Origin of the sequence: Pantoea sp. SOD02, assembly GCF_024707505.1 — a bacterium.
Classification (GTDB): domain Bacteria; phylum Pseudomonadota; class Gammaproteobacteria; order Enterobacterales; family Enterobacteriaceae; genus Pantoea; species Pantoea symbiotica.
Genome location: NZ_CP102604.1, coordinates 2,253,257 through 2,265,852, shown reverse-complemented (window position 1 = coordinate 2,265,852; position 12,596 = coordinate 2,253,257). Strand labels below are relative to the sequence as shown.

The following is a 12,596-nucleotide window of genomic DNA, read 5'->3' as shown; positions in this document are numbered from 1 at the left end:
AGCGTTGCAGCCACTCAGATTATTTCCCGATGCTGGTTAGAGAGCATCATTAAACGTTAACCGATAGCAAAAATTTGGTTAGACTCTGCGTGTGATTGTTATATTAATGGACTGATTAAATTGTGAACCAATTCAAACTTAAAGCGCTTGCTCTGGCTGTTCCTTGTTATTTTGCGGCGTTCGGCACTCATGCAGAACCCTTATCTCTCGGCGCTTCGGTCATTTACGCGCAGTCACCTTATCGGGGCGGACAAGACCGCTATCTGCCGATTCCGGTGATTAATTATGAAGGTGAAAACTTCTGGTTCCGCAGCCTGCAAGGCGGCTATTACCTGTGGAAAGACCCACAGAATCAGCTGTCGCTGACCGTGCTGGGATCGCCGCAGGAGTACGATCCTAAAGACAACGATTTGGGTGATATGAAAGCGCTGGATAAGCGTCGTATGACGCTGATGGCCGGCGCCAACTATCGTCATGTGGCGGATTGGGGCATCGTGCGCACCACATTGCTGGGTGATGTGCTCAATAACAGCAACGGCATGATGTGGGACCTCACCTATTTATATCGCTTTAATTTCGGTGCTTTCAGCCTGACGCCGGGCATTGGTGCGCTATGGAACAGCGCCAATCAGAACCGTTATTACTACGGTGTTTCCTCGCATGAAAGTGCGCGTACTGGCATCGCTGAGTACCATCCTGACGACAGCTGGTCACCGTATGTTGAGATGAACGCCAGTTACCAAATTACAGAAAACTGGAACGCCAGCTTGTCAGGTCGCTATACGCGCTTCGACAGCGAAATCAAAGATAGCCCGATGGTCAATAAGAGTGGACAGTACACACTCTGGACCGGCATCAGTTACAGCTTCTGATGATGAAATAAGCGCCTCGTAATGAGGCGTTTTTCTTACATTGCACCAATCTCGAGCCCCAATTTAGCGCAACAGGAGGAGTAATGAAGACCATTCAATTTCACGGTGAATTAGCTTTACCCGCCATCGGCCAGGGAACCTGGTATATGGGCGAGAATCCATCATTGCGCAGTCAGGAAGTGGCGGCATTGCAGGCGGGCTTAGATCTCGGCCTCAAGGTAATCGACACCGCTGAGATGTATGCAGAGGGCGGCGCTGAACAGGTGGTCGGTGAAGCGCTACACGGACGACGCGATCAAGCCTGGCTGGTATCGAAGGTCTATCCATGGAATGCCGGTGAAGTTGACGCAATCGAGGCTTGCGAGCGCAGTCTTAAGCGTCTGCAAACCGATTACCTCGATCTTTATCTGTTGCACTGGCGGGGCAATGTGCCCTTAGAAGAAACCATCCGCGCGATGGAATCTTTGCAGCAGCAGGGCAAAATTCGCCATTGGGGCGTCTCTAACTTTGACCACGACGATATGCTGGAACTGTGGCATGAGCCCGGCGGCAAAGCCTGTTTAACTAATCAGGTGCTGTACCACTTAGCGTCGCGCGGTATCGAGTACGATTTATTGCCACATTGTCAGCAGCGTGAGATGCCGATTATGGCCTATTGTCCATTGGCTCAGGCCGGACGATTGCGCCAGGCGTTGTTTGACGATCCGCAACTTCAACAGATTGCACAACAGAAGGGCATTAGCGTGGCGCAAGTGATGCTGGCCTGGGTGATACGTCAGCCGGGCGTTTTAGCCATTCCTAAAGCCAGCAGCGTTGCACATGTGCAGCAAAACGCTGCGGCGCTTAGCATCAATCTTACCCATGAAGAGCTGAGCATCATCGATCGGGCGTTTTCAGCGCCACTAACGAAAACCTCATTGGATGTGGTTTAGCGGCGCAACAGCGCCGCATCTTATTACTTTTTAACAATACGAATCGTGGTGCCCAAACGCGCAGGGGATTCGCCCGCGCTTTTTAACGGCTTGCTAATGCGTGCCGTTTCCACGCACACCATGGTTTTGTAGCCTTCATTTGGCATATCACCCATGCTGCACGACAATTCAGGACCTGGGTTCCACGTGACAACGTCACTCTGATAGTGGTGATACACTTCAATCTGACGTTTACCAGCTTTATCGTGAATCACGCTGCAGTCATCCGCCGCGGTGTGAATACGATCCACGCGGTTAGGATAGGTCTGTTTGCCGTCTGATGCGCCAACCGCATTATCGTTAACCTTGTCGATAAAGCTGTTACCCAATCCGCTCACTTCGACCTGCGCGATATCTGCAATCTGGAAGTAGCTGTGCAACGCTGCCGTGGCTTCATAATCGCCGTAGGCTTCCAGCTCAATTTCACAATGTTCAGCAATACGGAAACGAGCGAGCAGGGTGAAATCGTGTGGCCACAGCTTTTTAGTTTGCGCATTGCTTTCCAGCGTAAAAGTCAGCAATACCGCATCTTCGTTTTCGTCATGGGCGGTCAATGTCCACGGCATGTTACGTGCAAAACCGTGTGCAGGTTCACCTGCCGGACCAAACCACGGCCAGCAGATAGGCACGCCGCCGCGAATTGCTTTGCCCGTGGTAAACGGGGTTTTTTCACTGAGCCAAATCACCGGTTGCTGGCCGCTCGGCTGCCACGAGAGCAGATGTGCGCCTTGCAGGGCAATCGCCGCACGTACTTTGGGATGGCTGATCACCACAATCGGTAAATCACCCTGCTGACGCTGTGACAGATAAGGGGTGATTTGATTCACTACCGGAAGGGTATAAAGCGTATCTTGCATGGTCAGACCTTCTCTTTATCCAGTCGAAAAAAAGGGGCGACCGAAGTCACCCCTTGTCTGTTTAGCCGGTTAGCTTACTTAGAAGCAACCAGAGCAATCAGATCCAGAACTTTGTGTGAGTAACCAGTTTCGTTATCGTACCAGGAAACCAGTTTCACGAAGTTGTCGTTCAGAGCGATACCTGCTTTAGCATCGAACACTGAAGTCAGGGTTTCGCCGTTGAAGTCGGTAGAAACCACGTCGTCTTCGATGTAGCCCAGAACGCCTTTCATTTTGCCTTCTGACTCAGCTTTGATCACTGCACAAATTTCTTTGTAGGTCGCTGGTTTTTCCAGACGAACAGTCAGGTCAACAACAGACACGTTTGGAGTAGGAACACGGAACGCCATACCGGTCAGTTTGCCGTTCAGCTCTGGCAGAACAACGCCAACTGCTTTAGCTGCACCGGTAGAAGATGGGATGATGTTCTGCGCTGCGCCACGACCGCCACGCCAGTCTTTGTGAGACGGGCCATCAACGGTTTTCTGGGTTGCGGTAGTTGCGTGCACGGTGGTCATCAGACCTTCAACGATACCGAAGTTGTCGTTGATAACTTTAGCCAGTGGAGCCAGGCAGTTAGTGGTGCAAGACGCGTTAGAAACGATGTCCTGGCCAGCATATTTGTCAAAGTTAGCGCCACGTACGAACATTGGGGTGCTGTCTTTAGAAGGACCAGTCAGAACCACTTTCTTCGCGCCTGCAGTGATGTGTTTACGTGCAGTTTCGTCGGTCAGGAAGATACCGGTCGCTTCAGCAACAACGTCAACACCCACTTCGTCCCACTTCAGGTTAGCCGGGTCTTTCTCAGCGGTAACACGGATTTTCTTACCGTTAACAATCAGTGCACCGTCTTTCACTTCTACAGTGCCGTCAAAACGACCGTGAGTAGAGTCATACTTCAGCATGTATGCCATGTAATCGGCGTCGAGCAGATCGTTGATCGCGACGATTTCGATGTCAGAACGCTGCTGCGCAGCACGGAAAACGATGCGACCGATACGGCCAAAACCGTTAATACCTACTTTGATAGTCATATATTCCACCAGCTATTTGTTAGTGAATAAAAGGTTGGCTGTAAAATTACAAAAACCTTGCCAGGCGTCAAGCGGAATCGTGTCAATTGTTGCGACAGGTCAATTCCAACACCAGGAATAATTCGTTGCGCAATCGCTTACGCAGCACCCTTATTGCGCGCCTATGTTACGCCGAATGCGGGCTGAAAAGGGATGACTTTTGCAAAGGGTGATCGCCATCACAAAATCGTGCTGTGGAAGAGATGTCGGATGCGTTAGCACGAAAAAAGACCCGATAGATGTTGTACGTTTGTTAGAATACTAGTCGATTTTTTCAGAATGACACTCCGGAACTCAAAATGGCTAAAGACACCGCACCCGACGCAAAAATTGCGCAGCTTTCCGAAATGCAGCGCTATGTCACTCAGCATCGTGGAACGGAGCCCCCTTTCTCGGGCGCCTTGCTGCACAATAAGCAGGAAGGGATTTACCACTGCTTAGTTTGTAACTCGCCGCTGTTTCTCTCCGAAACCAAATATGATTCAGGCTGTGGCTGGCCAAGTTTCTATCAGCCTTTCAGTGACGAAGCTATCCGCTATCTGGAAGATGATTCACACGGCATGCATCGGGTTGAGATTCGTTGTGGCAACTGTGACGCGCATTTGGGGCATGTGTTCCCGGATGGCCCACAGCCAAGCGGCGAGCGCTATTGCGTGAACTCCGCTTCGCTAAACTTCACTGATGAGCAGGGCAATCAGCAAGAGGGCTAAGCATGAAACAGGAACTGGAAGCGATGCTGGAGGCGATGACGCCGGAAGTGTACGAGCGACTCTCCACGGCGGTTGAAATCGGCAAATGGCCGGATGGCGTTGCGCTAACGCCGGAGCAGAAAGAGAATTGCCTGCAGTTGGTGATGTTGTGGCAGGCTCGCCACAATGACGATCCGCAACATATGACCATCAGCAAAGGTGGCGATATGGTGATGAAATCGAAGAAACAGTTGAAAGAAGAGTTCGGCATTGAGCCCGATGTCACACGCATCAACCTGCACTAAAAAGCCAAAGGGCTGGTTCTCACCAGCCCCTTATTTTCAGATTAATACTGCACCTTGTGCTGCCATCTGCTCGAAAGCAATTTCACTGTCATCCGGATTCAGGTTCACGCCACGGCAGCCTTCTTTGACAACCTCGACGTTGTAACCTAACTCCAGCGCATCCAGCACGCTGTATTTGACGCAGTAATCGGTGGCAATACCCAACATCACTAAATCGCTGATGCCGCGCTCGCGCAACCAGCTATCGAGCTCTGTCTTGCGGCGATGGCCGTTATCGAAGAAGGCGCTGTAGCTATCCACCTCAACATCGCCCCCTTTATGGAACACGGCATCAATCAGAGAGCGATCGAGATCGGGATGGAAATCCGCCCCAACAGAGTTCTCAATACCGTGATCCGGCCACCAGATTTGCGCTAAACCGTTTAATTCGCCCAGCGTGTACACCGGCTCGCCGGAGATTGAGGCGAAGCTGCCGTGATTGGCTGGATGCCAGTCTTGCAATGCCACCACACATTCGCCCCGATCGTGAAACTCACGCGCAAATCGATTGGCAACAGCAACCGTTTGGTCACCATCACGCACCGCCATTGGGCCGCCGGGGCAAAAATCGTTCTGAATATCGATAATTATCAATGCCCGCTTCATTGGTTTCGCTCCGTATCAATCTTCGGTCAGTTCGCCGCGTAAATTCTGCTGCATTTTGGCACGAATTTCCGCGCTGGTAAGGTTCTGACTCAATAAAAAATGCAGTTTGGTTAATGTCGCTTCAACGGTGAGATCAAAACCGCTGATTACGCCCGCATGCTCCAGCGCATTGCCGGTGGCATAGCCGCCCATATTCACTTTACCGGACATACATTGCGTCAGATTCACCACCACAATGCCGCGATCGCTGGCCTGTTGCAGTTCAGACAGGAACTCGGCGTTTTGCGGTGCGTTGCCCACACCGTAGGAACGCAGGATCAACGCTTTCACCGGTTGGCGCAGGAAGTTACCCACCACGTCGGCAGATATCCCCGGATAAATCGTCACCACGCCAATCGGCTGCGGCGTAATCGGATGCACAATCAGCTCGCCGTGACCTTGCGGTGCGGGCGGCGTATTCAACCGGCGGATATGAATGCCTGCTTCCAGCAATGGCGCCAGGTTTGGCGACGCGAAAGCATTAAAGCCGTCAGCATGTGCTTTAGTGGTGCGGTTGCCGCGGAACAGCGTGTTGTTGAAAAACAGGGCAACTTCATTAATTGGATAATTGGCCGCCACGTACAGCGAGTTCAGCAAGTTTTGCTGACCATCAGAACGCAATTCTGCCAAGGGAATTTGCGAGCCGGTGACAATCACCGGCTTGGCGAGGTTCTCCAGCATAAAGGAGAGCGCCGAAGCGGTGAAGGCCATGGTGTCGGTACCATGCAAAATCACAAAGCCATCGTAGCGATCGTAGTTTTGCTTTATATCGTTCGCAATCGATTGCCAATCCTGCGGCGTCATGTCCGAGGAATCCATCAGCGGCTGATATTCATGGATAGTGAAAGCCGGCATTTCAGGCCGGTGGAATTCGGGCATGTTTGCCAGCTGCTGTTGCAGATGACCCGATACCGGAATGTAGCCCTGTGCAGAGCGCTGCATCCCGATGGTGCCGCCGGTGTAGGCTACGTAGATATTTTTCTTTTGCATGAAGGAACTCAGACTTGCCGTAAAACGCGCAGTATAAGGGGATTGCGAACGAAAAGCAGCCCGACCAGCGGCCGGGCTGTAAAGATTAACGTACGTTGCCGCAGTTCAGGCAGAAAGCGTAGCGATTTTGTGGATCGTTAAGGTTATTCAGTAAGCCAGGCTGCTGTTTCATTGCACTCATGACGTCCAGCATCGGTGCAGGCAGCCAGACCTTCAGCGCCGCTGGCAATACCGCCTGAACCGACGCATTCATCTGGTTCAGCAGCAGATCAATCATACCCGGATCATCCTGATACCAGCTCAACTCCGGCTTGACGACTTTCGCCAGCTCAGCTGCTTTCGCCACGGCATCATCAAAGTCACCCAACGCATCGACCAAACCATTGGCTTTTGCATCGCTACCGGTCCAGACGTGACCCTGCGCAATCGCATTGATTTCGTCTGGCGTTTTGTGACGCGAGGTCGCCACCAGGCCCACGAAGTTACGATAGCCGTTCTCAATGGTCAGCTGCATCAGCTGCTGCACTTCGGTTGGCAGCGCTTTAGTGGTAGCGACGTCCGCCAGCGGCGATGTCGCCACGCCGTCGGTATGCACACCTACCGAACTCAGGCTGTTTTCAACGGTGTTGATCACGCCAAAGATACCGATGGAACCGGTCAGCGTGCTTGGTGCCGCCACGATGTAATCGGCAGGCGTTGAAATCCAGTAGCCGCCGGATGCTGCCATGCCACCCATCGAAACCACAACCGGTTTACCCGCATCGTGAGCTGCCGCCAGCTCTTCACGAATCGCTTCCGACGCGGTGACGCTGCCGCCTGGGCTGTTGACACGCAACACAATGGCTTTGATTTTCGGATCCAGACGCGCATCGCGGATTTGCGACGCCGTGGTATCACCGCCGACGTTTCCGGCGCTCTCTTCACCATCCATAATCGCACCGCTGGCGAGGATCACTGCAATATTGCCATCCTGACTCTGCGGCGGCTGTTTAACGGTGTAATCGTAGATGCTGACGCTACGGTAATCGTTATTCGCCTTGTCCCAGCCGAAGGTTTTCACCAGTTCCTGATCGGCGGCTGCACGCGTATCCAGCGCATCCACCAATTTATTGTTCAGTGCATATTTCGCCGTATCGCCTTGTACCGCTTGCAGGCCGCTAATGATGCCGGCTGCGCCAGGGAACAGCTGTTCTGGGGTGATCTGACGATTAGCCGCCACGGTATTCAGGTAATTCTGCCACAGCTGACCAATCCAGCGACCATCGGCGTCGCGCGCTTCTGGTGACATATCGTCACGCAGGAACGGCTCAACCGCAGATTTGTAAGTGCCTACGCGGAACACATGCGAGTTCACTTTCAACTTATCCAGCAGAGACTTGTAGTACAAACCGTTAGTGGCGAAGCCGTGCAAATCGACCGTGCCCTGCGGTGAGAGATAGACCTTGTTGGCATAGCTGGCGATGTAGTATTGCGCCTGGCTGTAGCTGTCGCCGACCGCGTAAATAGGTTTGCCGGCATCACGGAATTCGCGCAGCGCTTTACCCACATATTGCAGCGAAGGTTGATCGCCACCAGCAAAGTCACGCAGCTCCAGCACGATGCCAGTGATGTTTTTATCGGTTTTGGCCTGGCGGATCGCATCAACGACGTCAAACAGGGAATTCTCCTGCAGGCGATCGCTGTTGGCGCCTAACAGTTGACGGCTGATACGGCTCAGACGATTGCTAACGGAAGGCTTGTCGACCAGCACACCGCTCAGATCGATTTTCAGCGCGCCTTGCTGCACAGGTTCACTGCTATTGGAACTGGAAACCTGCAGCCAAATCCCGACGCCCGCCAGGATCAACACAATAAGAAATAAATTAAGAATAAATTCCCGAATAAAATTCAGTACCCGCCAGGTCCAGCGGAACAAGCCGGAAATAATTCGCCACAAAGTGCGCATAAACTCTCCATATTCACGTAGCAGGGCAGCCAGCACGCGGTCTGCCCCGATGTCGGGTTCATCCTAAAGAGCGGCGTGCGAAAAGTCAGCAGGAAATCGCGCCAGACTGTTACAAAAGATCGCGCTGTGCCAGGATTAGCCCACGCTTTTTATTCACGGGAGAAGAATAATGGATGCATTGGATTTATTAGTTAATCGCCGCTCGGCGTCACGTCTGGCAGAACCGGCTCCGGCGGGGGAAGCGTTGCAAAATATTCTGCACGCCGCGATGCGCGCACCCGATCACGGCACGCTGCAGCCCTGGCGTTTCATTATTGTCGAAAATGAAGGGCGCGAGCGTTTTGCTAACTTGCTGGAACAAGCCGCGCGAGACAGCAACCTTGAGCAGAAGGCGATCGACAAAGCAGCTTCCGCGCCTTTTCGCGCGCCGATGATCATCACTGTGGTGGCGCATTGTGAAGAGCACGCCAAAGTGCCGCATTGGGAACAGCTGGCGTCTGCAAGCTGTGCCGTGATGGCGATGCAGATGGCCGCCGTGGCGCAAGGCTTCAACGGCATCTGGCGTAGCGGACCCTGGACCGATCATCCGTCCGTGCGAGAAGCCTTCGGCTGCCGCGAACAGGATGCGATTGTCGGTTTCCTCTATCTCGGCACGCCGCAGTTGAAAGCTAACACCACTGTGGTGGCACCGGACACCGCGCATTTTGTCAGTTATTTCTGACAGACAAAGGCGGCGATTTACGGCAGGTTAGGCGCCGTTGCAGAGATTGCACAAAGCCTGTGCGAAAGATCGAGGTTAGGTCGTGCAACACTTACTCCCAACTGACAGCCAGGCTAACATAGCGCTTTCTGTTCATCGCATAAGGAAGTCGCCATGAGTGAACCTCTTCGTTTAACGCAATACAGCCACGGTGCGGGTTGCGGGTGCAAAATTTCGCCGCAGGTTTTGGAAACCATTCTGCGCAGTGAGCTCAGCCCGTTTCACGATCCGCAACTGCTGGTGGGCAATGAAACGCGTGATGACGCCGCTGTATACGATCTCGGGAACGGTACTGCGGTGGTAAGCACTACCGATTTCTTTATGCCGATCGTTGACGATCCTTTCACTTTTGGTCGTATCGCCGCCACTAACGCCATCAGCGATATTTATGCCATGGGCGGGAAACCGATCATGGCGATCGCTATTTTAGGCTGGCCGGTGAATGTATTGAGTCCTGAAGTAGCCCAGCAGGTGGTCGAAGGCGGGCGTGCTGCTTGTCAGGCGGCAGGAATCGCGCTGGCGGGCGGGCACTCGATTGATGCACCAGAGCCGATCTTCGGTCTGGCCGTGACCGGTATTGTCGAAGTGGCGCGTGTGAAAAAGAACAGCGCGGCGCAGGCCGGCTGTCAGCTCTTCCTCACCAAACCGTTAGGCATTGGCATTCTCACCACCGCCGAGAAAAAAGGCCTGCTGCGACCTGAACATCAGTCACTGGCCGCCGATGTGATGTGCCAGCTGAATAAAGCCGGTGCGGAATTCGCCAAACTGGCGGGCGTAAGCGCGATGACCGATGTCACCGGTTTTGGCTTACTTGGTCATTTGAGTGAAATCTGTCACGGTTCCGGATTACGTGCTGAAGTGATTGCGTCGCAGGTGCCGCGCCTGGCGGGCGTCGATGACTATATCGCTGCGGGAGCGGTGCCTGGCGGTACCAGCCGCAACTTTGCCAGTTATGGTGAGCAGGTTTCCCCACTTGATGACGCCACCCGCGCGCTGCTGTGCGATCCACAAACCTCCGGCGGCTTGCTGGTGGCGGTTCAACCCAGCACTATTGATGCATTCCAGCGCTGTGCCTCTGCTGCTGGCGTACAAGCAACGTCGATTGGCGAACTGTTTGCCGCCGAAGCCGATCGTCCACTGATTACCGTAGTTACCTGACGTTAAGGAACGACGCCATCCATGCGTTTGTTTATTGCCGAAAAACCCAGCTTAGCGCGTGCGATTGCCGACGTGTTGCCGAAACCGCATCGACGCGGAGACGGCTATATTGCCTGCGGTAATGACCAGGTTGTGACCTGGTGTGTTGGGCACCTGCTTGAACAGGCGCAACCCGACAGTTACGACAGCCGCTATGCGCGCTGGAATCTGGCTGATTTACCGATTATTCCGGAAAAATGGCGCTTGCAGCCGCGTCCTTCGGTGGCGAAGCAGTTAAAAGTGATTGAAGGCTTGCTGCAACAAGCCAGCGCGGTGGTGCATGCGGGTGACCCCGATCGTGAAGGTCAACTGCTGGTGGATGAGGTGCTGGATTACCTGCAACTCGCGCCAGAGAAACGCAAAACAGTGCAGCGCTGTTTGATTAACGATCTCAATCCCTCGGCGGTTGAACGCGCGGTCGGCCGTTTGCGTGAGAACCGCGAATTTATTCCGCTGTGCGTGTCCGCATTAGCGCGTGCGCGCGCTGACTGGCTGTATGGCATCAATATGACGCGCGCTTTTACCTTGCTGGGGCGTAATGCGGGTTACGATGGCGTGCTGTCGGTTGGCCGCGTACAGACGCCGGTGCTGGGTCTGGTGGTGCGTCGCGATGAAGAGATCGAAAACTTTATCCCGAAGGACTATTTCGAGGTTAAAGCACACATCGTCACGCCAAAAGAGGAGCGTTTTGTCGCGACATGGGTGCCAAGCGACGCTTGCGAGCCATGGCAGGATGAAGAGGGGCGATTGCTGCATCGTCCGTTGGCGGATCACGTGCTTGAGCGCATTAACGGTAAGCCCGCGCTGGTCACCGGCTATAACGACAAACGCGAGTCGGATACCGCGCCGCTGCCATTCTCGCTTTCTGGCCTGCAGATAGAAGCCGGCAAACGCTTTGGCCTCAGCGCGCAGAACGTACTCGATTGCTGTCAGCGGTTGTACGAAACCCACAAGCTGATCACCTATCCGCGTTCCGATAGTCGCTATCTGCCCGATGAACACTTTGCCGGACGCCATGCGGTATTGAATGCCATTCAGGCGCATCAGCCCAATCTGACGCCGCCAGCAGACTTCAATCCCGATCAGAAGAACCGCTGTTGGGATGATAAAAAGGTCGATGCGCACCACGCCATCATCCCCACCGCGCGTGCCAGTAAGGTCAATCTGACCGAAAATGAAGCCAATATTTACGGCCTTATTGCGCGCCAATATCTGATGCAGTTTTGCCCGGATGCGGTGTTCCGCAAATGCGTGATTGACCTCGATATCGGCGGCGGTAAATTTATCGCCAAAGCGCGCTTTCTGGCCGAAGCCGGCTGGCGTGCGCTGCTTGGCAGCAAAGAGCGTGACGAGGAGAACGATGGCACGCCGCTGCCGGTGGTCGCCAAAGGCGATGAGCTGCTGTGCGAGCGCGGCGAAGTGCTGGCGAAGCAGACGCAGCCGCCACGTCCGTTTACCGATGCGACACTGCTGTCTGCGATGACGGGCATCGCCCGCTTTGTGCAGGATAAAGAATTAAAGAAAGTGCTGCGTGCAACCGATGGTTTAGGTACGGAAGCGACGCGTGCAGGCATTATCGAATTGCTGTTCCGCCGCACTTTTCTGGTGAAAAAAGGCCGCTATATTCATTCGACGGATGCGGGCAGGGCGTTGATCCATGCGCTGCCAGAAATGGCCGCCCGGCCGGATATGACGGCGCAATGGGAATCAACGCTGACCCGCATCAGTGAGAAATCTTGTCGCTATGATGAGTTTATGCAGCCGCTGGTCAGCACCTTGATTGGGCTGATTGGTGAAGCACGCCAGCGACCGTCGTTACAGGCCTTTCGCGGATTGACTGCGCCTGGGGCCAAAAAAAGAGCCAAAGCAAAAACGGCTCGTCGCAAAACCAAGGAGACAGAGTGATGCGTTATGCAATGATGTTGCTGGGCGGATTATTGTTATGCAGCACCTCGGCGCTGGCCAACCGCCAGCCGGAAAATAATCGTACGGGTAATACCGATGTGGTGGTGGATCTGCCACCCGAAGTCTGGACGCAAGGGCAAAATAATCGTCAGAGCAACTGCATGCAGTGCTGTACCTATGAGAATCGTAGTTATTCTGAAGGTGCGGTGGTTAAAGCAGAAGGCGTGTTATTGCAGTGCGGCAGGGATGAGAAGGTATTAGGCACTAATCCGCTTATCTGGAAAATCATCAAATAAAAGCGCGTGGCGT

At 53.8% G+C, this 12,596-nt stretch carries 13 protein-coding genes; 8 read left to right on the top strand and 5 right to left on the bottom strand.

All coding sequences use genetic code 11. The features are described from left to right. Positions 1–122 precede the first annotated feature (122 nt). Together NR302_RS10560 and NR302_RS10555 are read left to right on the top strand one after the other, a co-directional pair. Positions 123–872 (top strand): MipA/OmpV family protein, encoded by a 750-nt coding sequence (locus NR302_RS10560; protein ID WP_179450663.1) that lies wholly within the window; start codon positions 123–125, stop codon positions 870–872. A gap of 83 nt (positions 873–955) precedes the next feature. Continuing rightward, a complete protein-coding gene (locus tag NR302_RS10555; protein ID WP_258143419.1) occupies positions 956–1,804 on the top strand; it encodes an aldo/keto reductase in 849 nt (282 codons plus the stop codon). Between the two features lie 23 nt (positions 1,805–1,827). On the opposite strand, the gene NR302_RS10550 is transcribed toward NR302_RS10555, so the two are convergent. Both NR302_RS10550 and gapA read right to left on the bottom strand, forming a co-directional pair. Further along, the gene (locus NR302_RS10550) at positions 1,828–2,700 is read right to left on the bottom strand and encodes a D-hexose-6-phosphate mutarotase (protein ID WP_258143418.1); all 873 of its coding nucleotides are present in this window, start codon (positions 2,698–2,700) and stop codon (positions 1,828–1,830) included. Positions 2,701–2,774: 74 nt separating this feature from the next. Further along, on the bottom strand, positions 2,775–3,773 hold the full coding sequence (gene gapA / locus NR302_RS10545) for a glyceraldehyde-3-phosphate dehydrogenase (protein WP_007889697.1): 999 nt from the start codon (positions 3,771–3,773) through the stop codon (positions 2,775–2,777). A gap of 338 nt (positions 3,774–4,111) precedes the next feature. Between gapA and msrB the strand changes: the two genes are divergently transcribed. Together msrB and NR302_RS10535 are read left to right on the top strand one after the other, a co-directional pair. Next, positions 4,112–4,522 (top strand): peptide-methionine (R)-S-oxide reductase MsrB, encoded by a 411-nt coding sequence (gene msrB / locus NR302_RS10540; protein ID WP_008110360.1) that lies wholly within the window; start codon positions 4,112–4,114, stop codon positions 4,520–4,522. A 2-nt stretch (positions 4,523–4,524) separates the two neighbouring features. Then, on the top strand, positions 4,525–4,806 hold the full coding sequence (locus NR302_RS10535; protein WP_101764217.1) for a YeaC family protein: 282 nt from the start codon (positions 4,525–4,527) through the stop codon (positions 4,804–4,806). Between the two features lie 36 nt (positions 4,807–4,842). On the opposite strand, the gene pncA is transcribed toward NR302_RS10535, so the two are convergent. From pncA to sppA, 3 genes are all read right to left on the bottom strand, one after another. Further along, the gene (pncA, locus tag NR302_RS10530; protein WP_154156339.1) at positions 4,843–5,451 is read right to left on the bottom strand and encodes a bifunctional nicotinamidase/pyrazinamidase; all 609 of its coding nucleotides are present in this window, start codon (positions 5,449–5,451) and stop codon (positions 4,843–4,845) included. Between the two features lie 15 nt (positions 5,452–5,466). Continuing rightward, positions 5,467–6,480, bottom strand: coding sequence for an asparaginase (gene ansA, locus NR302_RS10525; RefSeq protein WP_008110353.1), 1,014 nt, complete (start codon positions 6,478–6,480; stop codon positions 5,467–5,469). Between the two features lie 85 nt (positions 6,481–6,565). Beyond that, on the bottom strand, positions 6,566–8,425 hold the full coding sequence (gene sppA / locus NR302_RS10520; protein ID WP_258143417.1) for a signal peptide peptidase SppA: 1,860 nt from the start codon (positions 8,423–8,425) through the stop codon (positions 6,566–6,568). 169 nt (positions 8,426–8,594) lie between these two features. On the opposite strand from sppA, the gene NR302_RS10515 reads away from it, so the two are divergent. From NR302_RS10515 to NR302_RS10500, 4 genes are all read left to right on the top strand, one after another. Then, on the top strand, positions 8,595–9,146 hold the full coding sequence (locus NR302_RS10515) for an NAD(P)H nitroreductase (protein ID WP_008110349.1): 552 nt from the start codon (positions 8,595–8,597) through the stop codon (positions 9,144–9,146). 153 nt (positions 9,147–9,299) lie between these two features. After that, positions 9,300–10,343, top strand: coding sequence for a selenide, water dikinase SelD (gene selD / locus NR302_RS10510; protein ID WP_008110347.1), 1,044 nt, complete (start codon positions 9,300–9,302; stop codon positions 10,341–10,343). Positions 10,344–10,364: 21 nt separating this feature from the next. Then, entirely contained in the window at positions 10,365–12,287 is a 1,923-nt protein-coding gene (locus tag NR302_RS10505) for a DNA topoisomerase III (RefSeq protein ID WP_258143416.1), read from the top strand. Beyond that, positions 12,287–12,583 carry a YnjH family protein gene (locus tag NR302_RS10500; RefSeq protein ID WP_008110345.1) on the top strand — a complete coding sequence of 99 codons (297 nt, stop codon included), beginning with the start codon at positions 12,287–12,289 and terminating at the stop codon, positions 12,581–12,583. The genes NR302_RS10505 and NR302_RS10500 overlap by 1 nt, the downstream gene beginning before the upstream one ends. Positions 12,584–12,596: the final 13 nt, after the last annotated feature.

Coding starts and splice junctions, on each gene's coding strand:
- NR302_RS10555 (WP_258143419.1), top strand. CDS start 956: ATGAAGACCATTCAATTTCACGGTGAATTAGCTTTACCCGCCATCGGC.
- NR302_RS10550 (WP_258143418.1), bottom strand. CDS start 2,700: ATGCAAGATACGCTTTATACCCTTCCGGTAGTGAATCAAATCACCCCT.
- gapA (WP_007889697.1), bottom strand. CDS start 3,773: ATGACTATCAAAGTAGGTATTAACGGTTTTGGCCGTATCGGTCGCATC.
- msrB (WP_008110360.1), top strand. CDS start 4,112: ATGGCTAAAGACACCGCACCCGACGCAAAAATTGCGCAGCTTTCCGAA.
- NR302_RS10535 (WP_101764217.1), top strand. CDS start 4,525: ATGAAACAGGAACTGGAAGCGATGCTGGAGGCGATGACGCCGGAAGTG.
- pncA (WP_154156339.1), bottom strand. CDS start 5,451: ATGAAGCGGGCATTGATAATTATCGATATTCAGAACGATTTTTGCCCC.
- ansA (WP_008110353.1), bottom strand. CDS start 6,480: ATGCAAAAGAAAAATATCTACGTAGCCTACACCGGCGGCACCATCGGG.
- sppA (WP_258143417.1), bottom strand. CDS start 8,425: ATGCGCACTTTGTGGCGAATTATTTCCGGCTTGTTCCGCTGGACCTGG.
- NR302_RS10515 (WP_008110349.1), top strand. CDS start 8,595: ATGGATGCATTGGATTTATTAGTTAATCGCCGCTCGGCGTCACGTCTG.
- selD (WP_008110347.1), top strand. CDS start 9,300: ATGAGTGAACCTCTTCGTTTAACGCAATACAGCCACGGTGCGGGTTGC.
- NR302_RS10505 (WP_258143416.1), top strand. CDS start 10,365: ATGCGTTTGTTTATTGCCGAAAAACCCAGCTTAGCGCGTGCGATTGCC.
- NR302_RS10500 (WP_008110345.1), top strand. CDS start 12,287: ATGCGTTATGCAATGATGTTGCTGGGCGGATTATTGTTATGCAGCACC.